This window comes from Nocardia sp. NPDC058633 (assembly GCF_042717045.1).
In the GTDB taxonomy this organism is placed as follows: domain Bacteria; phylum Actinomycetota; class Actinomycetes; order Mycobacteriales; family Mycobacteriaceae; genus Nocardia.
Window position 1 is genome coordinate 395,206 of the sequence record NZ_JBHXRA010000001.1, and the last position, 22,858, is coordinate 418,063.

At 67.6% G+C, this 22,858-nt stretch carries 19 protein-coding genes; 14 read left to right on the plus strand and 5 right to left on the minus strand.

The annotated features are described in order from the left end of the window. Positions 1 to 73 precede the first annotated feature (73 nt). The 4 genes from ACFWUR_RS01745 to gatB are packed head-to-tail and all read left to right on the plus strand — an operon-like array spanning position 74 to position 4,987. Positions 74 to 961 (plus strand): hypothetical protein, encoded by an 888-nt coding sequence (locus tag ACFWUR_RS01745; RefSeq protein WP_378900261.1) that lies wholly within the window; start codon positions 74 to 76, stop codon positions 959 to 961. Between the two features lie 28 nt (positions 962 to 989). After that, positions 990 to 2,024, plus strand: a complete 1,035-nt coding sequence (locus ACFWUR_RS01750; RefSeq protein ID WP_378900264.1) for an ATP-dependent 6-phosphofructokinase — start codon at positions 990 to 992, stop codon at positions 2,022 to 2,024. 59 nt (positions 2,025 to 2,083) lie between these two features. Continuing rightward, positions 2,084 to 3,460 carry an alpha/beta hydrolase family protein gene (locus ACFWUR_RS01755; RefSeq protein ID WP_378900267.1) on the plus strand — a complete coding sequence of 459 codons (1,377 nt, stop codon included), beginning with the start codon at positions 2,084 to 2,086 and terminating at the stop codon, positions 3,458 to 3,460. A gap of 12 nt (positions 3,461 to 3,472) precedes the next feature. Then, positions 3,473 to 4,987 (plus strand): Asp-tRNA(Asn)/Glu-tRNA(Gln) amidotransferase subunit GatB, encoded by a 1,515-nt coding sequence (gene gatB / locus ACFWUR_RS01760; protein ID WP_378900270.1) that lies wholly within the window; start codon positions 3,473 to 3,475, stop codon positions 4,985 to 4,987. A 56-nt stretch (positions 4,988 to 5,043) separates the two neighbouring features. Here gatB and ACFWUR_RS01765 read toward each other — a convergent pair whose 3' ends face one another. After that, positions 5,044 to 6,165: a PQQ-dependent sugar dehydrogenase gene (locus ACFWUR_RS01765; RefSeq protein ID WP_378900273.1), complete on the minus strand. Its 1,122-nt coding sequence runs from the start codon at positions 6,163 to 6,165 to the stop codon at positions 5,044 to 5,046. 195 nt (positions 6,166 to 6,360) lie between these two features. Between ACFWUR_RS01765 and ACFWUR_RS01770 the strand changes: the two genes are divergently transcribed. Further along, complete coding sequence (locus ACFWUR_RS01770; protein WP_378900276.1) at positions 6,361 to 7,206, plus strand: DoxX family protein; 846 nt, start codon at positions 6,361 to 6,363, stop codon at positions 7,204 to 7,206. 86 nt (positions 7,207 to 7,292) lie between these two features. Here the strand turns inward: ACFWUR_RS01770 and ACFWUR_RS01775 are convergent, their stop codons facing one another. Next, positions 7,293 to 7,799, minus strand: coding sequence for a MarR family winged helix-turn-helix transcriptional regulator (locus tag ACFWUR_RS01775; RefSeq protein ID WP_378900279.1), 507 nt, complete (start codon positions 7,797 to 7,799; stop codon positions 7,293 to 7,295). Positions 7,800 to 7,870: 71 nt separating this feature from the next. On the opposite strand from ACFWUR_RS01775, the gene ACFWUR_RS01780 reads away from it, so the two are divergent. Next, complete coding sequence (locus ACFWUR_RS01780) at positions 7,871 to 9,487, plus strand: DHA2 family efflux MFS transporter permease subunit (protein ID WP_378900282.1); 1,617 nt, start codon at positions 7,871 to 7,873, stop codon at positions 9,485 to 9,487. A 133-nt stretch (positions 9,488 to 9,620) separates the two neighbouring features. Next, positions 9,621 to 10,175: a CAP domain-containing protein gene (locus ACFWUR_RS01785; protein ID WP_378900285.1), complete on the plus strand. Its 555-nt coding sequence runs from the start codon at positions 9,621 to 9,623 to the stop codon at positions 10,173 to 10,175. A gap of 79 nt (positions 10,176 to 10,254) precedes the next feature. On the opposite strand, the gene ilvD is transcribed toward ACFWUR_RS01785, so the two are convergent. Next, positions 10,255 to 12,096 (minus strand): dihydroxy-acid dehydratase, encoded by a 1,842-nt coding sequence (ilvD, locus tag ACFWUR_RS01790; RefSeq protein ID WP_378900288.1) that lies wholly within the window; start codon positions 12,094 to 12,096, stop codon positions 10,255 to 10,257. 325 nt (positions 12,097 to 12,421) lie between these two features. Next, entirely contained in the window at positions 12,422 to 13,186 is a 765-nt protein-coding gene (locus ACFWUR_RS01795; RefSeq protein ID WP_378900291.1) for a PH domain-containing protein, read from the minus strand. 317 nt (positions 13,187 to 13,503) lie between these two features. Between ACFWUR_RS01795 and ACFWUR_RS01800 the strand changes: the two genes are divergently transcribed. The 7 genes from ACFWUR_RS01800 to ACFWUR_RS01830 all read left to right on the plus strand — a co-directional run bounded on the left by ACFWUR_RS01800 (position 13,504) and on the right by ACFWUR_RS01830 (position 22,078). Further along, positions 13,504 to 15,432 carry an acetolactate synthase large subunit gene (locus tag ACFWUR_RS01800; RefSeq protein ID WP_378900294.1) on the plus strand — a complete coding sequence of 643 codons (1,929 nt, stop codon included), beginning with the start codon at positions 13,504 to 13,506 and terminating at the stop codon, positions 15,430 to 15,432. Next, positions 15,429 to 15,932: an acetolactate synthase small subunit gene (gene ilvN, locus ACFWUR_RS01805; RefSeq protein ID WP_019048314.1), complete on the plus strand. Its 504-nt coding sequence runs from the start codon at positions 15,429 to 15,431 to the stop codon at positions 15,930 to 15,932. The genes ACFWUR_RS01800 and ilvN overlap by 4 nt, the downstream gene beginning before the upstream one ends. A gap of 75 nt (positions 15,933 to 16,007) precedes the next feature. Next, a complete protein-coding gene (gene ilvC / locus ACFWUR_RS01810) occupies positions 16,008 to 17,009 on the plus strand; it encodes a ketol-acid reductoisomerase (protein WP_378900557.1) in 1,002 nt (333 codons plus the stop codon). 158 nt (positions 17,010 to 17,167) lie between these two features. Further along, the gene (locus ACFWUR_RS01815) at positions 17,168 to 18,247 is read left to right on the plus strand and encodes a DUF4185 domain-containing protein (RefSeq protein WP_378900297.1); all 1,080 of its coding nucleotides are present in this window, start codon (positions 17,168 to 17,170) and stop codon (positions 18,245 to 18,247) included. 255 nt (positions 18,248 to 18,502) lie between these two features. After that, a complete protein-coding gene (locus ACFWUR_RS01820) occupies positions 18,503 to 19,744 on the plus strand; it encodes a DUF2252 domain-containing protein (protein ID WP_378900300.1) in 1,242 nt (413 codons plus the stop codon). Positions 19,745 to 19,814: 70 nt separating this feature from the next. Beyond that, complete coding sequence (locus ACFWUR_RS01825; protein ID WP_378900303.1) at positions 19,815 to 20,702, plus strand: AAA family ATPase; 888 nt, start codon at positions 19,815 to 19,817, stop codon at positions 20,700 to 20,702. After that, entirely contained in the window at positions 20,699 to 22,078 is a 1,380-nt protein-coding gene (locus ACFWUR_RS01830; protein WP_378900306.1) for a VWA domain-containing protein, read from the plus strand. Before ACFWUR_RS01825 ends, ACFWUR_RS01830 begins: the two co-directional genes overlap by 4 nt. A 15-nt stretch (positions 22,079 to 22,093) precedes the next feature. On the opposite strand, the gene ACFWUR_RS01835 is transcribed toward ACFWUR_RS01830, so the two are convergent. Then, on the minus strand, positions 22,094 to 22,741 hold the full coding sequence (locus ACFWUR_RS01835) for a hypothetical protein (protein ID WP_378900309.1): 648 nt from the start codon (positions 22,739 to 22,741) through the stop codon (positions 22,094 to 22,096). Between the last annotated feature and the right edge of the window lie 117 nt (positions 22,742 to 22,858).

Genomic DNA, 22,858 nt, shown 5'->3' on the forward strand with positions numbered 1-22,858 from the left:
GCAGTACGGTAACGGTACGGGTCGCCAGCACCGAACGCCCCGGGGGAGTTTACAAAAGAAGATGCTTCAGATATTGAACAATGAACGACGCCATCGCGTCCGAGTGGCGCTGTCCGCGTTGCTGGGCGCGGTCGTGCTCGTTGCCGCAGGCTGCGGCGCAGAACCGAAGGCCGCCCGACCGAGCCCGACCACGACGGTTCCCGTCGCGGATCCCGGCGCGGACGACAACGGAACTTTCTCCATCGCGCTACCGGGCAGTCTGGCGGCTGATTTCACCGAGCTCCAGCAAGGACTCCGCGGCAGCGCGGGGCTGGCGATCATGCCGGTGGGCGGCGAGAAGATGGTCACCTTCGGAACCTGGACCACCGGTCCGGCTTGGTCGACGATCAAGGTGCCGCTCGCTATCGCGGCGCTGCGTAACAGCCCCTCGTACTCGTCCTACGCCTCCGCCGCCATCACCGCCTCGGACAACGGCGCCGCCGATACCCTGTGGGCCTCGCTCGGCGGCGGCGCCGACGCGGCCCAGGCCGTGCAGAATGTGCTGCGCGAAGGCGGCGACACCAGCACCACCGTGCCGAAGACCCGCACCCGCGCCGACGCGTCGATCTACGGCCAGGCCGAATGGACCCTGGCCGACCAGGTGCGCTTCGCCTCGCAGCTGCCGTGCATACCGCAGAGCGAGCGCGTGGTCGGGCTGATGCAGCAGATCATCGAGAGCCACCACTGGGGGCTCGGCGCGTTCGGCAGCGCCGAGTTCAAGGGCGGTTGGGGCCCCGACCATGGTGGCAAATACCTGGTCCGCCAGTTCGGTCTGATCGATTCGCCCACGGGCCGGATCGCGATCGCCTTCGCCGCGCAACCGGATTCGGGCAGTTTCAGCGACGGCATGACCATGCTCGACAAGATGACGACGTTGATCTCGGGGCACCTGACCGAGCTGGCCGGAGGTCACTGCTCCTGATCCGCGCCGGTGCGGCAAGATGAACAGCATGCGCATCGGAGTCTTGACCGGAGGCGGGGATTGTCCAGGTCTGAACGCGGTGATCCGGGCTGTTGTCCGCACCGCGAACGGACGCTACGGCGATGCCATCGTCGGATTCGAGGACGGTTGGCGCGGTCTACTCGAGGATCGAAAGATCCGTATCCACAACGACGATCGCACCGACCGCCTGCTCACCAAGGGCGGCACCATGCTCGGCACCGCGCGCACCAACCCCGAGGTGTTGCGCGCGGGCCTGGGCCGGATCCAGCAGACCCTCGACGACAACGGCATCGAGGCGCTGATCCCGATCGGCGGCGAAGGCACCCTCACCGCCGCGAGCTGGCTCGCCGACGAGGGCGTGCCGGTGGTCGGCGTGCCGAAGACGATCGACAACGACATCGACTGCACCGACGTCACATTCGGCCACGACACCGCCCTGTCGATCGCCACCGAGGCCATCGACCGCCTGCACACGACCGCCGAATCCCATCAGCGGGTGATGCTGGTCGAGGTGATGGGCCGCCACGCCGGATGGATCGCGCTGAACTCCGGGATCGCCGCGGGTGCCCATCTGACCCTGGTGCCCGAGGAACCGTTCGACGTGGCACAGGTGTGCGCGATGATCAAGAGCCGCTTCCAGCGCGGTGACAAGAGCTTCATCTGCGTGGTCGCCGAAGGTGCGCATCCCGCGCCGGATTCCGGGTTCGCGTTGCGTGAAGGCGGGATCGACGAATTCGGGCACGAGCGATTCACCGGGGTGGCCCAGCAGTTGGGCTCGGAGATCGAACGCCGCATCGGCAAGGAGGTCCGCACCACGGTGCTCGGCCATATCCAGCGTGGTGGCAGTCCGACCCCCTATGACCGGATTCTGGCCACGCGGTTCGGGGTGCACGCGGCCGAGGCGGTGCACGCTGGACATTTCGGTCAGATGGTGGCGCTGCACGGCACCGACATCGGGCTGGTTCCGCTGGCGGAGGCGACCAAGCAGCTCAAACGCGTTCCGCCGGAACGGCTCAGTGAGGCGTCGGCCTTCTTCGGCTGATAGCGGCCCGTCGTCGCGGGTTCTCGAACTTTGTCGGTGCGCGTCGGTACCGTGGGGTCATGCGCACCGGTCGAGTGATCGTTTCGGTTCTGTTCGTCGTCGCCGCCCTGGTGGCGGGGTGTTCATCCGCCGACGAGCCTGCCGGTCCCGCGGTACAGGGGTCGTGGCGCGGCGACATCGAGGTACCGGGGCAGCCGATCGGGATCGGGGTGAGCTTCGCCGAGGACGGGTCGGCCACCATCGACATCCCCGTGCAGGGTGTGCGCGCGGCGGCGTTGAAAGATGTTCGGACCGAACCGGATCGGATCGAGTTCACCATTCCCGACGCGCCCGGCGCCCCGGGATTCCAGGGCAAGCTCGACGGCGAGCGGATCATCGGCGACTGGGTGCAGTCCGGCGAGAAGGTACCGCTCACGTTGGAACGCGGAGTGATCGAAGATGTCACACGCCCGCAAGATCCGACACCGCCCTACCCGTACCGCAGCGAGGACGTCACCTATCGCAACGGCGACATCACCATCGCGGGCACCCTCACCACACCCGAAGGGAGCGGCCCGTTTCCGGCGATGGTGATGATCACCGGCAGCGGCCCGCAGGACCGCGACGAAGATCTCATGGGCCACCGGCCGTTCAAGCTGTTGGCCGACACCTTCACCCGCGCCGGGTACGCCGTGCTGCGCACCGATGATCGTGGCGTCGGCGGCACCGGCGGCGTACTCGACGACGCCACCTACGACGATCTGGCCGCCGACGTGGTCGCGGGAATCGGTTTCCTCCGTGCCCGTCCCGAGATCGACCCGGCGAAGGTCGGGCTGTTCGGGCACAGCGAGGGCGGGTACCTGGCACCGTTGGTCGCGGCGCGGCCGGACAGCGATGTCGCTTTCGCGGTGCTGATGGCGGGCCCGTCGGTGGGCGGCGCCGAAGTGCTGATCGAGCAGAACAAGGTGATCATGGCCGCGGCCGGCTCACCGCAGAACGAGATCGACGAGCAGGTGCGCTATGTCACCGAGTGGACGGAGTTGCTGCGCGCGGGCGACACCGAGGGCGCCAAGGCATACACCCAGCAGCACAACGATTCGCTGCCCGAAGGGGAACGGGCTCCGCAATCGGCCGTCGACTCGTTCAACACCGCGTACATGGCCTCGTTCATCACCTACGATCCCGAACCGGCGCTGCAAGCGTTGCGCGTGCCGGTGCTCGCCTTCTTCGGCGGCACCGACCAGCAGGTGCCCGCCGCCCAGAACGAACAGCCGATGCGGGACCACCTGGCCGCTGGCCCCGACGCGACCGTGCACACCTTCCCCGGCCTCAACCACCTGATGCAGCCGTCGGCCACCGGCAAACCCAGCGAATACTCGTCGATCGAGACCACCATCGACCCGGCCGTGTCGACCTACGTCACCGACTGGCTCACCCAGCACATCCCGCCCCGCTAGTGCCTACATAGAATGCTTGCCATGAGTGCACCCACGGTCGAGTTGATGGATTACGCCGATGTCATCTCCCGGTACGAGCCGGTGCTCGGCATGGAGGTCCACGTCGAGTTGTCCACGGCGACCAAGATGTTCTGCGGTTGCCCCACCGAGTTCGGCGCCGAACCCAATACCCAGGTGTGCCCGGTGTGCCTCGGCCTGCCCGGCTCGCTGCCCGTGGTGAACGAGAAGGCCATCGAGTCGGCCATCCGGATCGGCCTCGCGCTCAACTGTTCGATCACCCCGTGGGGTCGGTTCGCGCGCAAGAACTACTTCTACCCCGATCAGCCGAAGAACTACCAGATCAGCCAGTACGACGAGCCGATCGCCACCGAGGGCTTCCTCGACGTGACCCTCGACGACGGGTCCATCTTCCGGGTCGAGATCGAGCGTGCGCACATGGAAGAAGACACCGGCAAGTCCCTGCACGTCGGCGGCGCGACCGGACGCATCCACGGTGCCAGTCACTCGCTGCTCGACTTCAACCGCGCGGGCGTGCCGCTGATCGAGATCGTCACCAAGACCATCACCGGTGCCGGTGAGCGCGCCCCCGAGGTGGCTCGCGCGTATGTCACCGCGCTGCGCGAGGTGCTGCGTTCGCTGCACGTCTCCGACGTGAAGATGGAGCAGGGTTCGCTGCGCTGCGACGCCAACGTGTCGCTGATGCCCATCGGTGCCAAGGAATTCGGCACCCGCACCGAGACGAAGAACGTGAACTCGCTCAAGAGCGTCGAGGTGGCGGTGCGCTACGAGATGCGTCGCCAGGCCGCTGTGCTCACCGCCGGTGGCGAGATCATCCAGGAGACCCGCCACTTCCAGGAAGCCGACGGGTCGACCGCTTCCGGTCGCCGCAAGGAAACCGCCGAGGACTACCGCTACTTCCCCGAGCCAGACCTCGAGCCCGTCGCCCCCGCGGCCGAATGGGTCGAGGAACTGCGCGCCACCATCCCGGAGTACCCGTGGCTGGTCCGCGCCCGCATCCAGACCGACTGGGGCCTGTCCGACGAGGTCATGCGCGACCTCGTCAACGCCGGCGCCCTCGACCTCATCATCGCCACCGTCGAAGCAGGCGCCCCCGCCAACGAGGCCCGCTCCTGGTGGGTCGCCTACCTGACCGAGAAGGCCAAGGAACGCGACATCGCGCTGGCCGAGTTGCCCATCACCCCCGCCCAGGTCGCCGCGGTGATCGCGCTGGTGGAGGCCAAAACCGTCAACAACAAGGTCGCCAAGCAGGTGGTCGACTTCGTTCTCGCCGGTGAGGGCGAACCCGCCGCCATCGTCGAAGCCAAGGGCCTCGGCATGGTCAGCGACGATTCGGCCCTGCAGGCCGAGGTCGAAAAGGCCCTCGCCGCGAACCCCGACATCGCCGAGAAGATCCGCTCGGGCAAGGTTCAGGCCGCGGGCAAGATCGTCGGCGACGTCATGAAGGCCACCCGCGGCCAGGCCGACGCCGCCCGCGTCCGCGATCTGGTCATCGCCGCGTGTAGCTGAGGACGAAAAACGGCCGCCCGTACCGCACACGCGGTACGGGCGGCCGCTGTCCTGTCCTAGTCCGGACCGCCTGCTCCACCCTGCGGCGGCGGGATGCGAACGACACGGTCGTCGAATTCGCCCGGCTCGCCGCCGGTCTTGTTGGTGGTGGTGACCCAGATGCTGCCGTCGGCGCTGGCGGTGGCGCCGAGGAGTTTGCCGTACTTGTCCTGGGCGATCAGGGTGGGGGCGGTGGTGACGGCGAAGGTGGTGGGATCGGCGGCGACGGCGGCCAGCGCCTTGCCCTCGCTCAGCGCGATGCCCACACCGTCGCCCGTGGCCGTGCAGCCGCCGACGCCGGGGCGGTCGGGCCAGGTCCAGGAGACGGTGAGGGTGCCGTCGGGGCTCAGGTGCTGCAGGCGGTCCTCGGCGGCGGTGCGGTCGGTGACCCACATGCCGTCTTTGCCGTCGCGGCAGATGTCGCCGGCCGAGCCGAGCCCCGAGGCCACCACCTGCGGCGTGTTCTCGCCCGACGACGGCGATTCCAGGCGAAGCAGTTTGCCGCCGAGCGAGCCGGGATCGGCCGCGGCGCCGGGGTTTCCGGCATCACCGGTGAGGACCATCAACTGCGTCGGCGTCGACCATTCGAGCGCGCCACGATTTCCGTCGGCGCCCTTGGGGATTCCGGTGAGGATCGGCTTGGCCACGCCGCCCTTGGACAGTCGCACGACCCGATTGTCACTGCCGGTGGTGATGTAGGCGTACATCAGCCCGTCCTCCCCGAAGGTGGGGGAGAGCACGATGTCGGAGAGCCCGCCGTCGGTCGACCCGTCGACGGGCACGCTGGCGATCTCCACCGGAGTCTCCTGCGGTGTGCTCGCGTCGACCGCCGTCACCTGCAGGATGCGACCGGTCTTTCGCTCCGCGACGAAGGCTCCTTCGCCCACCGCGATCAGCCCGGCGCCCGATTCCATGCAGGTGGCGATGACATTGGGGTCGGGGTCGATACACGGCCCGGTGGGCCGTGGGGGCTTCGACGGATCTTCCTGCGGCTTCTTCGGCTCCGCACCCGACCCACCCAGTTGCGGTTCGGTGGTGAACGGACTCGACGCCGACTCGTCGAAACGGGCGCACCCGGCTAGCAAAACGGTGCTGAGTGCCACCCCGACTGCCACGCGGCCCGCGATTCCCGAACTCATGCGTCAAACGTTACCGCCACCGGTGCGGGCTCGCCGCGTCCGTCGCGTGCGCTCCTATCGGTCGGACGTGACCGGCAGTCGAGCGAGTCTGCCGCGCCGCACGCAACGTCGAGCGTGACCGCTGGTCGAGTGGGGCTGACACGCCCGTCGCGGGGAAGGGCGGCGCGCTGCCACCGCACGTCATAAGGTGAGGCGGTGACCGACAAGTCGAATGACACTCCGAAGTCAGATGGTTCGGCGCAGTCCGAACAGGGCCCGTCGGCCGCGGGTCGTCCGGTGACCAGCCCGTTCGATTCGCCGACGACGCAGATGCGCAAGCCGGATCCGAAGGATATTCCGCGCACCGACGAGGATCTCGGTCTCGACCCCGGCGACGAGGTCCCCGGTGCGAGCACCGCGCGCACCGGTGGCGAGACCGGCGACGACTACGGCTACGCGACGATTCCCCCCGCGTCGGCAGCCTCGGCGGGCACCGTCCGCTTGCAGCGCCGCAATCGCGAGGCCCGTCGCGGCACCCTGGACCTCGGCTTGTTCGTGCTGCGCCTGGTGGTCGGCTACACCTTCATCTACCACGGCCTGCAAAAGCTCACCGGTTGGTTCCACGGCCCCGGCCTCGACGGCACCAAAACCATGATGGAAAGCGGTGGCTGGGACTATCCGTCGTTGTCCACCGCGTTGGTGATCGCCGGCGAACTCGGCGGCGGCATCCTCCTGGTGATCGGCCTGGCCACTCCGCTCGCCGCGGGCGCTGTCCTGGCCACCATCCTGAACGCGTGGATGTGGAAGCAGGGCATGGTCCCCGGTTTCCAGTACAACGCGAGCACTCCCACCGGCGTCGAAATCGATTCGATCCTGGTGGGTTCGGCGCTGGCGATCATCCTGACCGGTCCCGGCCGCTGGTCGTTCGACCGCACCCGTGGCTGGGCGACCCGCCCGTCCTACGGCTCCTTCGTGGTGGTTGTGTTGGCGATCGCCGCCGCCGTTCTCACCTTCTGGTTCCTGCACGGCGGCAACCCGCTGAAGGGCATCGGTCCGTTCTGATCCTCGCTGCGCGTCGGTCGGCCGGGCCGAGGGCGCCGATGACTCGGCCGACGGCGGCTGGATCAGTCCGTACCGACGAGTGACCGTTACGTGGTCAGTGGCTGCGGCGGTGCCGGTTCGGTCAGGTGCGCGGTCATCGTGGCTTCCAGTTCGGTCACGAAGGCCTCGAACCGCCGCAGTTCCTCGGGGGAGTACTTGCCCATGACCGTGTCCACCTTGGTGCCGAGCGGGCTGAAGAATTCGTCGGCGAGGGCGTGGATACGCGGGGTGCTGCGCAGCGTGATGACGCGACGGTCGTCGTGCTCGCGGCTGCGCACGATATGACCGGCCTGCTCCAGTCGGTTCAGGAGCGCGGTGGTCGCACTGTTGGACAACGAGATCCGTGCGCTGAGCCGTGCCGGTGACAGCGTGGTTCCGCGTTCCTCGGCGGTGAGGATCTCGATCAGCGCCTCGGCATCGGTGGAGTGCAATCCGAGCCAGCCGGCGAACCGGTGGGTGTATTCCCGGTAGTTCGCCCCGTAGGCGCGAAGGCCATCGTGCAGCCGTTCGTACTGGGTGCGAGCGTCCGACTGGCTCATAGTTTCCTTTCGCATCGTTTGACATCCTATTGCCCACAATCTACTTTGACCGTGGAAATATTCCACCATGGAAATAGGAGTGTGCGATGAGTCAAGAGTCGTCCATCCGCCGATGGCTCGGCTTGATCGCCATCGCCCTCGGCGTGGCGCTGATCGTGGTCGACACCACGATCGTGAACGTGATCATCCCGTCGATCATCGAAGACCTGGACACGGGTTCGACCGAGGCGCAATGGATTCAGGAGTCCTACGCGATCGTGTTCGCGGCCCTGCTCCTGGTGGTCGGACGGATCGCCGACATCGTCGGGGCCCGCCGGGTGTTCGTCGCCGGCGTCGTGGTGTTCGGCGCGACCAGCATTCTGGCCGGGCTCGCGCCGAGCGGCGGGCTGCTCGTCATCGCTCGATTCCTGCAGGGCGCGGGTGCGGCGATGATCCTGCCGACCTCGCTCGCCCTGCTCAATGCCACCTTCACCGGCAAGGCCCGTGGGCAGGCGTTCGCGGTCTGGGGTTCCACCATCGGGGCGGCCGCCGCGCTCGGCCCGCTGCTCGGTGGCTGGTTGGCCGAACACGTGTCGTGGCGCTGGGCGTTCGGCATCAATGTGCCGCTGGCCGTGCTGATCGTGGTGGGTGTGCTGGCGTGCATTGCGCCGTCGCCGAAGGTCGCCGGTCGACTCGATGTGGTCGGCTCGATCCTGTCGGTCCTCGGTCTCGGATTGCTGGCCTTCGGCCTGGTCGAGGGGCGAAGCTACGGCTGGATCATCACCACCCATCCGATGGGGATCGCCGGATTCACCTGGGGCAGTGGGCCTTCGCCGGTGCTGGTCGCGCTGGTTCTGAGCGTGGCGGCGCTGGCCGGTTTCGTGGTCCGGCAGGTGGTGCTGCGCCGCGGCGGCAATGCCGACAAGGCGTTGATGGATCTGAGTCTGTTCTCGCTGGCCTCGTTCCGCAACGGCAACATCGCGACCCTGATCATCGGTCTCGGCGAATTCGGCATCGTCGCAGTGCTTCCGCTGTGGTTGCAGTTCACCCTCGGGTACAGCGCCCTGCAAGCGGGCCTTGCCCTGGTGCCGATCGCCGTCGGCAGCTTCATCGCCAGCGGGGCCAGCTTCGGGATGGCGGGCAAGGCGTCGCCGCTGAACATGGTCCGCCTCGGGTTGGGTCTCGAGGTCGTCGGTCTGGCCGCGCTCGGCGTGTTCGCCGCGGTCGACAGCTCCTGGTGGTCGATCGCGGCCGTCCTGTGCGTGTATGGCATCGGCGTCGGTTTCGCCACGGCCCAGGTGACCAACGTCGTCTTGGCCGACATCCCCGAAGCCGACAACGGCCAAGCCTCCGGTATCCAGAGCGCGTTTCGTCAGCTCGGCTCCGCACTCGGTATCGCCCTGCTGACCACGGTCTTCTTCACCACACTGAGCTCGACGGTCGACGCCGACCTCACCGCGACGGGTATGCCCCCGGCCCAGGCTCAGCAATACGCCAACGCCGTCACCGGCAGTGCGGGCGCGGCGATCGAAGGCTTTGCCGCCCAACCGGAAACCCGCGAGGTGGCCACGTCCGGGCGCACCGCGATGACCGCGGGCATCAACCTCGGCGCCTATCTGGCCGCGGGCTTCGTGCTCGTGGGCCTCGTCGCCACCGTCCTGATCCCTTCCCGGACCGGCCGCGACGAGGCATCGGCGCCGCCGTCACAGCCCGCTCTGGTCTGACGCCGGGGAAAGGTTGCGTGCCCATCCCGTCGAGCGACGCACGATGTGTGAAACAGTTGCGTTTTAATGTTGGTCCGGTGGGTAGCTCACTACCGAGGCAAACGTCGCCGAAATGATAGGGATGGGATCTTTCTTGAGTATCAAACGTGTGGTCGCCGCCGCCGGAATCTCGTGTGCCCTGGTGGCATTCGGCCCGGCGGCGGTCGCCTTCGCCGGTCCGTTCTCGAGCGGCTCGGCGGGGTCGGACGGGGGTGGTGGTGAGACCGAACAGGCCCCGCAGCCGGGAACGCCCACAGCGTCGGTGGACGCGATGCGCACGCAGGTTCTGGAACTGGTCAATCGCGAGCGGGCCGGTGCCGGCTGTAAGCCCGTGCAGGCCAATGCGCAGTTGCAGACCGCGGCGCAGCGTCATTCCGACGACATGGCCGCGCGCGGGTTCTTCGACCACGTCAACCCCAGTGGCGTCGGCCCGGGCGGCCGGATCGAGGCCGCGGGATACAAGTGGAGCACCTACGGGGAGAACATCGCCCGCGGCCAGGAAAGCGCGGCCGCGGTGATGACCGGGTGGATGAACAGCCCGGGGCACAAGGCCAACATCCTCAACTGTGCCTTCACCCAACTCGGCACCGGGGTGAAGCTCGGCAGCGGCGGCCCCTGGTGGACGCAGAACTTCGGCACGCCCGCGTAACCGGTCCACCCGAGAACGAAAACGGGGCGCCTCGGCTCGGCCGGGGCGCCCCGTTCTGTGTCGGTGGCGAGCGGTGCGGTTACGGCACCTTGCGCACGGCGCCCTTGTCGGCCGAGGTCGCCAGCGCGGCGTAGGCGCGCAGGGCGGTCGTCACCGTGCGGTCGCGGTTCAGCGGCTGCCACGGACGCTCGGAGGCTTCCATCTTCGCGCGGCGTTCGGCGAGCACCTCGTCGGTGACGAGCACTTCCAGCGCGCGGGTGTGCACGTCGATGCGGATGCGGTCGCCGTTCTCGATCAGGCCGATGACACCACCGGAGGCGGCTTCGGGGGAGACGTGGCCGATCGACAGTCCCGAGGTGCCGCCGGAGAAGCGGCCGTCGGTGATCAGCGCGCACACCTTGCCCAAGCCGAGGCCCTTGAGGAACGAGGTCGGGTGCAGCATCTCCTGCATACCCGGGCCACCCGCGGGGCCTTCGTAGCGCACGACCACGACATCACCGGGCTGGATCTTCTTGCCCAGGATCATCGACACCGCTTCCTCCTGCGACTCGACCACCACGGCCGGGCCTTCGAAGGTGAACAGGTCTTCGTCGATGCCCGCGGTCTTGAGGATCGCGCCGTCGGGGGCGATGTTGCCGCGCAGCACGCACAGCCCGCCTTCGACGGTGTAGGCGTTCTCGACGTCGCGGATGCAACCACCGGCGGCGTCGGTGTCGAGCGAGGACCAGCGGTTGCTGGTGGAGAAGGGTTCCACGGTGCGCACGCCTCCCGGTGCGGCGTGGAACAGTTCGATCGCCTCGTCGCAGGCCTTGCCCGAGCGGATGTCCCAGGTGTCGAGGAATTCCGCGTAATCGGCGGTGTGCACGGTGGTCACATCGGTCTCGAGCAGGCCGCCGCGCCGCAGTTCGCCGAGGATCGCGGGAATGCCACCGGCGCGGTGCACGTCTTCCATGTGGTAATCCGAGTTCGGCGACACCTTCGACAGGCACGGCACCCGGCGGCTGATCTCGTCGATGGTGGTGAGATCGAAGTCGATCTCACCCTCCTGCGCGGCGGCGAGGGTGTGCAGCACGGTGTTGGTCGAGCCGCCCATGGCGACGTCGAGGGCCATCGCGTTGCGGAAAGCCTTGGCGTTGGCGACGTTTCGTGGCAGCACCGACGCGTCGTCGTCCTGGTACCAGCGCTTGGCGATATCGACGATCACCGTGCCCGCCCGCTCGAACAGCGCGCGCCGCGCGGTGTGGGTGGCCAGCGTCGACCCGTTGCCGGGCATGGCGAGGCCGAGTGCCTCGGTGAGGCAGTTCATCGAGTTGGCGGTGAACATGCCCGAACAGGAACCGCAGGTCGGGCACGCGGACCGCTCGACCTCGTCGAGGCTCTCGTCGGACACGTCCTGGCTGGCACTGGCGGAGATCGCGCTGACCAGGTCGAGCGGCGCGTGCGCGACACCGTCGGCGACCACGGCCTTACCGGCCTCCATCGGCCCACCGGAGACGAACACCGCGGGGATGTTGAGGCGCATCGCGGCGTTGAGCATGCCGGGAGTGATCTTGTCGCAGTTGGAGATACACACCAGCGCGTCGGCGGTGTGAGCGTTGGCCATGTACTCGACGGAGTCGGCGATGATCTCGCGCGAAGGCAGCGAGTAGAGCATGCCGCCGTGGCCCATGGCGATACCGTCGTCGACGGCGATGGTGTGGAATTCGCGCGGCACACCGCCGGCGGCGCGGACGGCTTCGGCGACGATGTCGCCCATGTTCTTGAGGTGCACGTGACCCGGAACGAACTGCGTGTACGAGTTCGCGATCGCGATGATCGGCTTGCCGAAGTCGGAATCGGTCATGCCGGTCGCGCGCCAGAGCGAGCGCGCGCCCGCGGCATTGCGGCCGATGGTGGTGGTGCGTGAACGAAGCGGTGGCATTGAAATCCTCGTGGTGTCGCTGGGTGCGTGGCAAGCGTGCGGGCAGGGGGCTGACCTGCGCGGCAGGTGCGAGTACGCGATGCGTCCGGCAGCCCGCAACGTTACTCCGGCGGGCGATGGTCGCGTCGCGCCGGTGGTACGTCCAGGGGTGTGAGAACCGGGGCTCGAGGCGGGAGTGTCGCTTCGGGGGTGTCGCCGCGGTGGTGCCGTCGGCGCGGGGGTGCCCGGTTGCCGTCAGCTTACCGGCACCACGGCCGCGCCGCCGCGCCGATTCCCGCAGTGACCCAGCCGACGTCCATTGCTCGGCCCGAGCATCCGGGCATGATCACTGCCCGGTGTCGGACTCCGGCTCGGCTTTCGCGTCCGACTCCGCCTTCGCCTTCGCCTCGGATTCAGCCTTCGCCTGGGCGCGCTCGGTGGCGAGGCGCTCGGCCTCGGCCTCCTCCGCGGCAGCGAACACATCGGGCAGCAGCCCGCCGGACGCTTCGATCAGCTCACGCAACCGGTCGTACCCGACGGCGGGCAGCTTCACCTCGGAATCATCGACGAGCCGAGCCCGCACGTACCCCCGCTTGGGAATGGTGATCCCCTTGATCTGGGCCCAGTCGAGGTGCTTCTTGCCGACCATCGTGCTCAGATCGAGCCCCGCGGCGGACACGGTGGTGTGCGTGCGCGTCACCCACCACACGGCGATCACCGGTGCCAGCAGCAGCGGCCACAGCGCGATGGGCCACCCGACGAACGGGAAGAACACGCAGAACGCCAACACCAGCACGCCGATATAGGCCAACCGGGGAACGCCGATCACGTGCACACCGGGCGTCGGCGTGTTCGTCGTGCGCGGTACCAGCAGCCACACGATCACCGCGGTGGGCACGATCAACCCGATCCGCACGCCCAGCGACCAGTCCTGCGCGGTGCCGACGACGACGAAGATCAGGTACGCCAGTACCACCGCCGCGATCGCCGCGAGCCGCCCCGTGCTGGCCGAGCGCAGGCCGCCGGGTCGCGAGGGGCGACCCGTATCGGTTCCCTCGTCGGTGGTGTGGGACGATTTAGCCGGTGGCACGGACTGATGCGGTGAGGACACCCTCCCATCCTCGCATCTTGGTACACGGACCCACGCAACCACTCGAGTCCCACAGAATGGGACCGGAGCGGGAAGCCTGTTTGACTCGACGCACTACGCGCGCCTAACGTCGTATGCGTGATTCGAAACGAGCTCGTAATCGGCCGGCGCGTCCAGCGTCGAGCCTGACTGGTCAGTCGATACGTCAGCTCGCGTTTGCGACGCGCCACCCTCGAACAGCCATGTGCTGGGCGGGGGCTTTTTTGTGTTCGGGCGAATGCCAGTGGCCCTCGCCAGGGTCAGTCCGAGTCAGAACGAGACAGTGAGGAACGAAGACGGTGAGTGCTCCAACCGCACGACCCGGGCCATCGGCCCGCAGGTCAGCGCCTTCAGCTACCCCTGGTAGCCCGGCGACCAACCCCACCCGTCGTCAGGTCGCGCCAGAGCGCGTCACGGGCGCGCAGTCGGTGGTCCGGTCGCTCGAAGAGCTCGACGTCGACACGGTATTCGGCATTCCCGGCGGCGCGGTCCTTCCTGTCTACGACCCGCTGTTCGACTCGAAGAAGGTCCGCCACGTCCTGGTGCGCCACGAGCAGGGCGCCGGTCACGCGGCGACCGGTTACGCGCAGGCCTCGGGCAAGGTCGGTGTGTGTATGGCCACATCCGGTCCCGGCGCCACCAACCTGGTGACCCCGCTGGCCGATGCGCAGATGGACTCGGTCCCGATCGTGGCGATCACCGGTCAGGTGCCGTCGAGCCTGGTCGGCACCGACGCGTTCCAGGAAGCCGACATCTCCGGCATCACCATGCCGATCACCAAGCACAACTTCCTGGTCAAGGACGCCGCCGACATCCCGCGCACCCTGGCCGAGGCGTTCTACCTCGCTGCCTCGGGTCGTCCCGGCGCCGTCCTGGTCGACATCACCAAGGACGCCCTGCAGGCCCAGACCACGTTCTCGTGGCCGCCGGAGATGCGTCTGCCCGGCTACCGCCCGGTCACCAAGCCGCACGGCAAGCAGGTGCGCGAGGCCGCACGGATGATCATGGAATCCAAGCAGCCGGTGCTCTACGTCGGTGGCGGTGTGATCAAGTCCGACGCCTCGGCCGAGCTGCTCGAATTGGCCGAGCTGACCGGTATCCCGGTGGTCACCACGCTGATGGCGCGTGGTGCGTTCCCCGACAGCCACACCCTCAACATGGGCATGCCCGGCATGCACGGCACCGTCGGCGCGGTGGCCGCGCTGCAGAAGTCCGATCTGCTGATCACCCTCGGCGCCCGTTTCGACGACCGCGTCACCGGTCAGCTGGACTCCTTCGCGCCCGACGCGAAGGTCATCCACGCCGACATCGACCCGGCCGAGATCGGCAAGAACCGCCACGCCGACGTCCCGATCGTGGGCGACGCGCGTGAGGTCATCGTCGAGCTGATCGAGACCCTCAAGGCCGATCCGCAGTCCGGTGCCTCGCCGCTGCTGAACCTCACCGAGTGGTGGGCCTACCTCAGCGGCATCCGCGAGAACTACCCGCTGGGCTGGAAGACCCCCAGCGACGGCTCGGTCTCGCCGGAGTACGTCATCGAGACCCTCGGCCGCCTCGCGGGCCCGGAGGCCGTCTACTGCGCCGGCGTCGGCCAGCACCAGATGTGGGCCGCGCAGTTCATCAAGTACGAGAACCCGCGCACCTGGCTCAACTCGGGCGGTCTGGGCACCATGGGTTACGCGGTTCCCGCGGCCATGGGCGCCAAGATGGGCGCGCCGGAGAAAGAGGTCTGGGCGGTCGACGGTGACGGCTGCTTCCAGATGACCAACCAGGAACTGGCTACCTGTGCGATCGAGGGCGTGCCGATCAAGGTCGCCCTGATCAACAACGGCAACCTGGGCATGGTCCGCCAGTGGCAGACCCTGTTCTACGAACAGCGCTACTCCAACACCGATCTCGGCACGCACACCCTGCGCATCCCCGACTTCGTGAAGCTGGCCGAGGCGCTGGGCTGCGTCGGCATCCGGGTGGAGAAGGAGTCCGAGGTCGAGGACGCGATCCGCCAGGCCCAGGCGATCACCGACCGCCCGGTCGTGATCGACTTCATCGTCGGCAAGGACGCCCAGGTGTGGCCGATGGTCGCCTCGGGCACCAGCAACGACGAGATCATGTTCGCCCGCGGCATCCGTCCGCTCTTCGACGAGGACGAGTCGGTCTCCGAACCGGCCGTCATCCACGAGGCGATGGAACGCGAGCAGGCCGCATTCGAGAAGGGCGACGACGAATGAGCACGACCCACACCCTGAGCGTCCTTGTCGAGGACAAGCCGGGCGTGCTGGCACGTGTCGCGAGCCTGTTCTCGCGCCGTGGCTTCAATATCGAATCCCTGGCCGTCGGTGGCACCGAGATCCCCGAGATCTCGCGCATGACGATCGTCGTGACCGTCGACGATCTGCCGCTCGAGCAGGTCACCAAGCAGCTCAACAAGCTGATCAACGTCATCAAGATCGTGGAGCAGGACGCCGATGCCTCGGTGGCCCGTGAGCTGATCCTGGTGAAGGTGCGGGCCGACGCGTCGGTGCGCACGCAGGTGATCGAGGCTGTGCAGTTGTTCCGCGCCAAGGTGATCGACGTCTCGCCCGACGCGCTGACCATCGAAGCGACCGGCACCCGTTCCAAGCTCGACGCACTGCTGCGCATGGTCGAGCCGTACGGGATCCGCGAGATCGTGCAGTCCGGTGTCGTGGCCGTCGGCCGCGGACCCAAGTCGATCACCGCCACCCGCTGAATCCACCTCAGCAACCCCCGCGATAACTTTTCCTCACCATCATTTTCAGAAGGGACCATTCAAGTGGCAGTCGAGATGTTCTACGACGACGACGCTGACCTGTCGATCATCCAGGGCCGCAAGGTCGCCGTGATCGGTTACGGCAGCCAGGGCCACGCGCACTCGCTGAGCCTGCGCGACTCCGGCGTCGACGTCCGCGTCGGCCTGGCCGAGGGTTCGAAGTCTCGTCCGAAGGCCGAAGAGGCCGGTCTGACCGTCGGCACCCCCGCCGAGGTCTCCGCGTGGGCCGACGTGATCATGGTGCTCGCGCCCGACACCGCCCAGGCGTCGATCTTCACCAACGACATCGAGCCCAACCTGAAGGACGGCGACGCGCTGTTCTTCGGCCACGGCCTCAACATCCACTTCGGTCTCGTCAAGGCTCCGGCCGGCGTCACCGTCGCGATGGTCGCCCCCAAGGGCCCCGGCCACCTGGTGCGTCGTCAGTTCGTCGACGGCAAGGGCGTTCCGGCTCTGATCGCTGTCGATCAGGACCCGACCGGCGAGGGCCAGGCCCTGGCGCTGTCCTACGCCAAGGGCATCGGCGGCACCCGCGCCGGCGTCATCAAGACCACCTTCAAGGAAGAGACCGAGACCGACCTCTTCGGTGAGCAGGCCGTGCTCTGCGGTGGCACCGAGGAACTGGTCAAGATCGGCTTCGAGGTCATGGTCGAGGCGGGCTACGCCCCCGAGATGGCCTACTTCGAGGTCCTGCACGAGCTCAAGCTGATCGTCGACCTGATGTACGAGGGCGGCATTGCCCGCATGAACTACTCGGTCTCCGACACCGCCGAGTTCGGTGGCTACCTGTCGGGCCCGCGCGTCATCGACGCGGGCACCAAGGAGCGCATGAAGGCGATCCTCACCGACATCCAGGACGGCACCTTCGTCAAGCGCCTCGTCGCCAACGTCGAGGGCGGCAACAAGGAGCTCGAGGGTCTGCGCAAGCAGAACGCCGAGCACCCCATCGAGGTCACCGGCGCCAAGCTGCGCGGCCTGATGAGCTGGGTCGACCGGCCGATCACCGAAACCGCGTAAGGTTTCACCGCGTCTCGAAAGGCCCGTTCGCCCCGTGCGAGCGGGCCTTTCGGCATTCTGACGTAACCTTGTGGCGTGACGGAAACAGCACCGGCCCAACGATTTCGGCTCGAGCCGACCGGGGTAGGTGTGTCATCCGCGTCACGGATCTGAACCCTGTGCCTTCGGCTGACCTCGGTGGCGGCGATCTCGCGATTCCGTTCGAGCTGCCCAACGGTGATGTCGGCTTCATCTGGGGCGACTCGTTCTCCGGGGACGGCCCGTACGGCCCACCGATGGACGGCATCGGAAACTGGCGTTCCCCCATCATCACTCGTACGTCGCAGCGCGACCCCGCCGAGCCGATCGTCATGGCCACCTCGCCGAGCACCGACGGCCGCCAGCTGTGGGACTACCAGCACGACAACGCCGAATACTCCACCGTCCTGCCGTGTGACGCGATGACCATCGACGGCCGGATCTACCTGTGGGTCATGTACACCCAGGGCCTGGGGAACGAGAAGTGGTGCGAGGTATGGATATCCGACGACAGCGGCATCACCTGGGCGCGCAGTGGTTCGAAGTTCTGGTGCGGCGCCTTCGCCGGCAAGCGGGTCATGATTTCGTGGGCAAAGGACCCGCACAGCGACTGGGTGCACATCATCTCCACCGGCGGCCTGGCCAGGAACAAGGACATGCTGCTGTGGCGCGCGACGGTCGAAGGCCTGTCCGATCCCCACGCCTGGCAGGGCTGGGGCTGGGATGGCGACAACTGGGCCTGGAACCGTGAGCCGACGCCGATCCTGCCCGGTTGGCGATTCGGCGAGATCTGCCTGCGCTATGTCGAGAACAGGGCTGTGATCTCCGGATTCGACGCGGGGGACTACTCGGTCTTCGTCAAGGTCGGCGACCGCATCGACAACACGAACTGGATCACCACCCACACGCATCGGCCGATAACCGGAATGCCGCGCGGTGTCGACACGGTCCCGCGCCTGTACGGCGGCTACATACACCCCTACAGCAGGCTCGAAGACGGCAAGTTCACCCTCATCGTCTCCGAGTGGGCGCAGAACGGGAATCCCTATCGGGCGACCCAATTCACCTGCACCGGGATTCGCCGGAAGGTGCTGGTCCCGGTCCCTGACCCCGAACCGACGCCCGAGCCTCGGCCGACTCCACCACCGGACCCGCATCGGACCTGGTGGCAGGAGCTCGTCCGCCGAGTCGACGAGTGGCGCAGGCGGCTTGGTCCGTAGCGCCACCCCTCGCCGTCGGCGTAGCGGCAGACTTGCCCGATGAGTCATCGGTGTAGTGCTCAATGGCGGCGCACTCTGTCACCGCATGGTTATCCGCTGGTCCTTGCCGTGGTGGACCGGTAGCGCGAGACTTGCTCGATGACGACGGTTGAGGATTTCGATCGGCAGGCGGCGGAGGTCGGTAGAGCGGCGCGGAAGCGGGTGTCTCGTACCGCGTTGGGGGAGTGGAAACCGGAGCCGGGGCGGGAGAGCCCGGTGGAGATTCTGCTGAAGCAGAACGCGAAGCGGGTGCAGGATCTGGTGCCGATCCGGATGGCGCGAATGGCGGTGTCGCCGTTCGCCTTTCTGCGCGGTGCCGCGGCGGTCATGGCCTATGACCTGGGGAGTGGTCCCGATACCGGGCTCATCGTGCAACTGTGCGGCGATGCGCACCTGTCGAACTTCGGGCTCTTCGGCACTCCGGAACGCAATCTCGTGTTCGATGTGAACGACTTCGACGAGACGCTGCCCGGCCCGTTCGAGTGGGACGTCAAACGCCTGGTCGCCAGTGTCACGGTGGCGGCGCTGGACAACGGCTGTTCCGATGAGGACGCGGCATCGGCGGCGGAGGCCACCGCCCGCGGCTATCGCGAGGGCATCGAGGCAATGGTCGAGCAGGACAGCCTCGAGATCTGGTACGACCGGGTCGACTCCGACAAGGTCCTCGAGCTGGTCCAGAAGAAGAAGGGCCGCAAGCTGGCCGAGAAGACGATCGCCTCGGCCAAGAAGCGCACCAGTCTGCAGGCGCTGGACAAACTCACCGAACCCGACGCCGACGGCATTCCGCGGATCAAGAATCAGCCGCCGCTGCTGGTACCCATCACCTCCCCGGACGCGGCGACCGTGCAGGCGCTGTTCGCCGAATACCGGCGCACCCTGCCCGACCACATGCGCGTGCTGCTCAACCGCTACGCCTTCGTCGAGGCTGCCGTGAAGGTTGTCGGGGTGGGCAGCGTCGGCACCCGATGCTTCATCGCGCTGCTGATGGACAAGGAGTCCGGCGCTCCGCTGTTCCTGCAGTTGAAGGAGGCCGGCACCTCGGTTCTGGCGCCATATCAGAAGGCGAGCCGATACAGGCATCAGGGACATCGCGTCGTCGCCGGTCAGCGCTTGATGCAGGCGGCGAGCGACATCTTCCTCGGCTGGGCCACCGGTCCCGAAGGCGTGCATCACTACTGGCGTCAGTTCCGCGACATGAAGGGTTCTGTCGATATCGGGGATCTGACCCATCGGCAACTGTCCAACTATGCCGCCGTGTGTGGCGGCGTGCTGGCCCGCGCCCACTGCCGCTCCGGCGATCCGCTGGCCATCGACGCCTATATCGGTGGCAGCGAGAAGTTCGACACGGCTCTGAGTGATTTCGCGATGTCGTATTCGGATCAGAGCATGGCCGACTACCGCCTGCTGCTGGCCGCGATCAAGGACGGTCAGGTGAAAGTGGCCGACAACCCGTACTGATCGGCCTCTCCGCGACGGAGTCGCTGCCGCGATCACCGGGCCCCGGTGACACTCGATATACTGATTACCGATGAGTAACTTCTTTTCCTCGGTGGACCAGGTGACCGACCGGCTGACAGCCGCCGGCTACCTACCGTCCCTCGATATCGCGACCGCGGTCTTCCTCGCCGACCGCCTCGGCAAGCCGCTGCTGATCGAGGGGCCGGCGGGCGTCGGCAAGACCGAGCTCGCCAAGGCGATCGCCGCCGCGGTACGTGCCGAGCTCATCCGCCTGCAGTGCTACGAGGGCGTCGACGAGGCTCGTGCCCTCTACGAGTGGAACCACGCCAAACAGCTGCTGCGCATCACCGCCACCTCCGGCGAGGACTGGGACAGCACCCGCGACCACGTCTTCACCGAGGAATTCCTGCTCGCCCGTCCCTTGCTGGCGGCCATCCGCAACCCCGACCCGACGGTGTTGCTCATCGACGAACTCGACAAGGCCGATGTGGAGCTCGAGGGCTTGCTGCTGGAGGTGCTCGGCGACTTCCAGGTGAGCATTCCTGAGCTCGGTACGGTCACCGCCGTCCGCAAACCCTTCGTCATCCTCACCTCCAACGCCCACCGCGACCTGTCCGAAGCGCTGAAGCGCCGCTGCCTGTATCTCCATATCGACTATCCGACAGCGGAATTGGAGAAGGCGATCGTCGCGCTCAACGTGCCCGAGCTGGATGCCGCACTGGCGGAACCGGTGGTGGCGACGGTGAGCGCGCTGCGGCAGCTCTCGTTGCGTAAAGCGCCGTCGATCGCCGAAACCGTCGACTGGGCACGGACGCTGGTCGCGCTGGGTACCCGCACGCTGACCGGCGGTGTGGTGCGCTCGACCCTCGGTGTGCTGCTCAAGTACCAGTCGGACCACCGCTTGGCCATCGATCGGCTCGGTCTCGACGACCGAGCGGACGGCAGCGCCAAGCCGTGAACTCGGGCCTCGACCGCTTCGCACCGACGAGCGCGCGCCTCGTCGATTTCGTCACCCTGCTGCGCGAGCACAATATTCACGCCGGCCCCAGCGAAACCATCGACGCCGCGGCCGCGATCGTCGCACTGGGTACCGTCGACCCGCGCATCCTGCGTTCCGGCCTGGCCTCCTGCCTGCTCCGCCGCAACGGCCAACGCAGAGTCTTCGACCAGCTCTTCGACCTGTACTTTCTCGGCATCGAGCTCCCGCCCGCGCACCCGAGCGAGGACGCCGACTCCCTGCGTGAGCGCCTGCTCGCCACGCTCGTCCAGGGCGAGGACACCGCCGAACTGGCCCGTGAGGCGCTCAACACCTTCGGTGCCTACGGCGGCGCGGGGGAGAGCGCGGGCCGGGTCACCCAGGCTTCCGGCGCCGGTTGGTCGTCGTACTTGACCATGAAGTCGCTGCGCCCGGACGAGATCTCCGAGCAGGTCGCCCGAACTATGGGTGGCACAGGGCAATTCGATACCGCCGTGCGCACCATCGAGGCTCGCCGCCGCGTCGACCAGTTCCGCACCGCCGTGCAAACCGAAGCTCGTCTGCGTTCGGCCGAACTGCGCGGGACCGACTACATCGCTCGCCGCGGCGTCGAGAACTCCGCGGACCGAACGGATTTCCTCGGTGCCCGCGAACAGGACCTCGCCGAGATGCGTCGCCTCGTGCATCCCCTGGCGCGCAAGCTGGCCACCCGATTGGCGGTGCGCCGCAAGAAGGAGGTGCGCGGCCAGATCGATCTGCGCCGCACCCTGCGTCGTTCCATGGCCACCGGTGGTGTCCCGGTCGATCCGGTACTGCGCGCGCGCAAGCGTGGCCGCCCCGATCTCGTTGTGCTGGCCGATGTCTCGGGCTCGGTCAGTGGTTTTGCCGAATTCACCCTGCAGTTGGTGCAGGCCCTGCAGGACCAGTTCAGCAAGGTGCGCAGTTTCGGTTTCGTCGACACCTGCGCCGAGATCACCCAGTACTTCACCCCCGGCGAGCCCCCACCGCCGGGCTTCGCGCGGAACATCGTCCGCGAAGGCGGCGTCGCCCGGTTCGGATCGAGCAATTACGGCGAGGTCCTGCAGGGCTTCGTCGACCACTACCTCGACGCGGTCGGTCCCCGCACCTGCGTGCTGATCCTCGGCGACGCTCGCACGAATCGGACCGACCCGAATCTCGCTGCCCTGCAAGCGATCACCGAGCGAGCGAAAGCGGTCTACTGGCTCAATCCGGAACCCGCGCGCTCGTGGTCGACCGGCGACTCGGCCGCCGAGGACTACACCGACATCGTCACCATGCACGAATGTCGCAATGTCGCCCAGCTCGCCGAGGTGATCGGCCGACTCCTGCCCGCCTGATTCAGCGGTACTTCTTCAGCGGTACTTGGTCGTGCCTGCCGAGCCGCGCGAATTGCTGACGAGTTTCGCGAAGCACTCGTCGACGGGGATCGACCTGGCGTCACACCAGGCGTTGGCCGAGTCGGGATCGCTGTAGGTCGTTCCGGCGAGGGTTATCCACCAACCCTGCAGGTCGAACGTGGCCCAGTCGTCGCTCCAGACCAGTCGCGCCCCGGGGTACTGGGCGCGCATCCGTTGATGTTGGGCCAGGATCTCGCTGCTGGTCCAGTTCACCATCTGCCCGTCGACGTCGGGCGCGACCAATCCCGGCTGTTTGGCCGAGAGCTGAGGCACCCACCGGTCGGCCGCTCCCGCACTGACGAACGGCTGGTCGGCGTCGGCTTGCGCACGCAAGGTATCGAGCGCTCGGTCGTCGGGATCAACCGGAGCGGGCACCGGGACAGGGGCAGGTGCCGGTGCCGAGGCCGCGATGGTCGCGGCGGTAGGAGCAGGGGCGGCGGTCGTGGAGTCGCGGTCGCGTTGCAGGACGATGATTCCCGCCGCGATCACGCCGACTCCCAACGCCACGACGACCACCAGGACACCCAGAATCCACGGCCACGGTGACGGCCGTCGCGGCGGCGGCATGGCTTGCTGGTATCCGGGATAGCCGGGATAGCCCATGTTCGCCTCCGCTCTCGCAGCGGCCGAACGGTCCTCATCAGGCGCTCGGTCGCCCGTGCCTGCTGAGCAGTCTATGACCGTTCAGCAGGCCGTTCGGGTTCCGTTGCGCAACCGGCA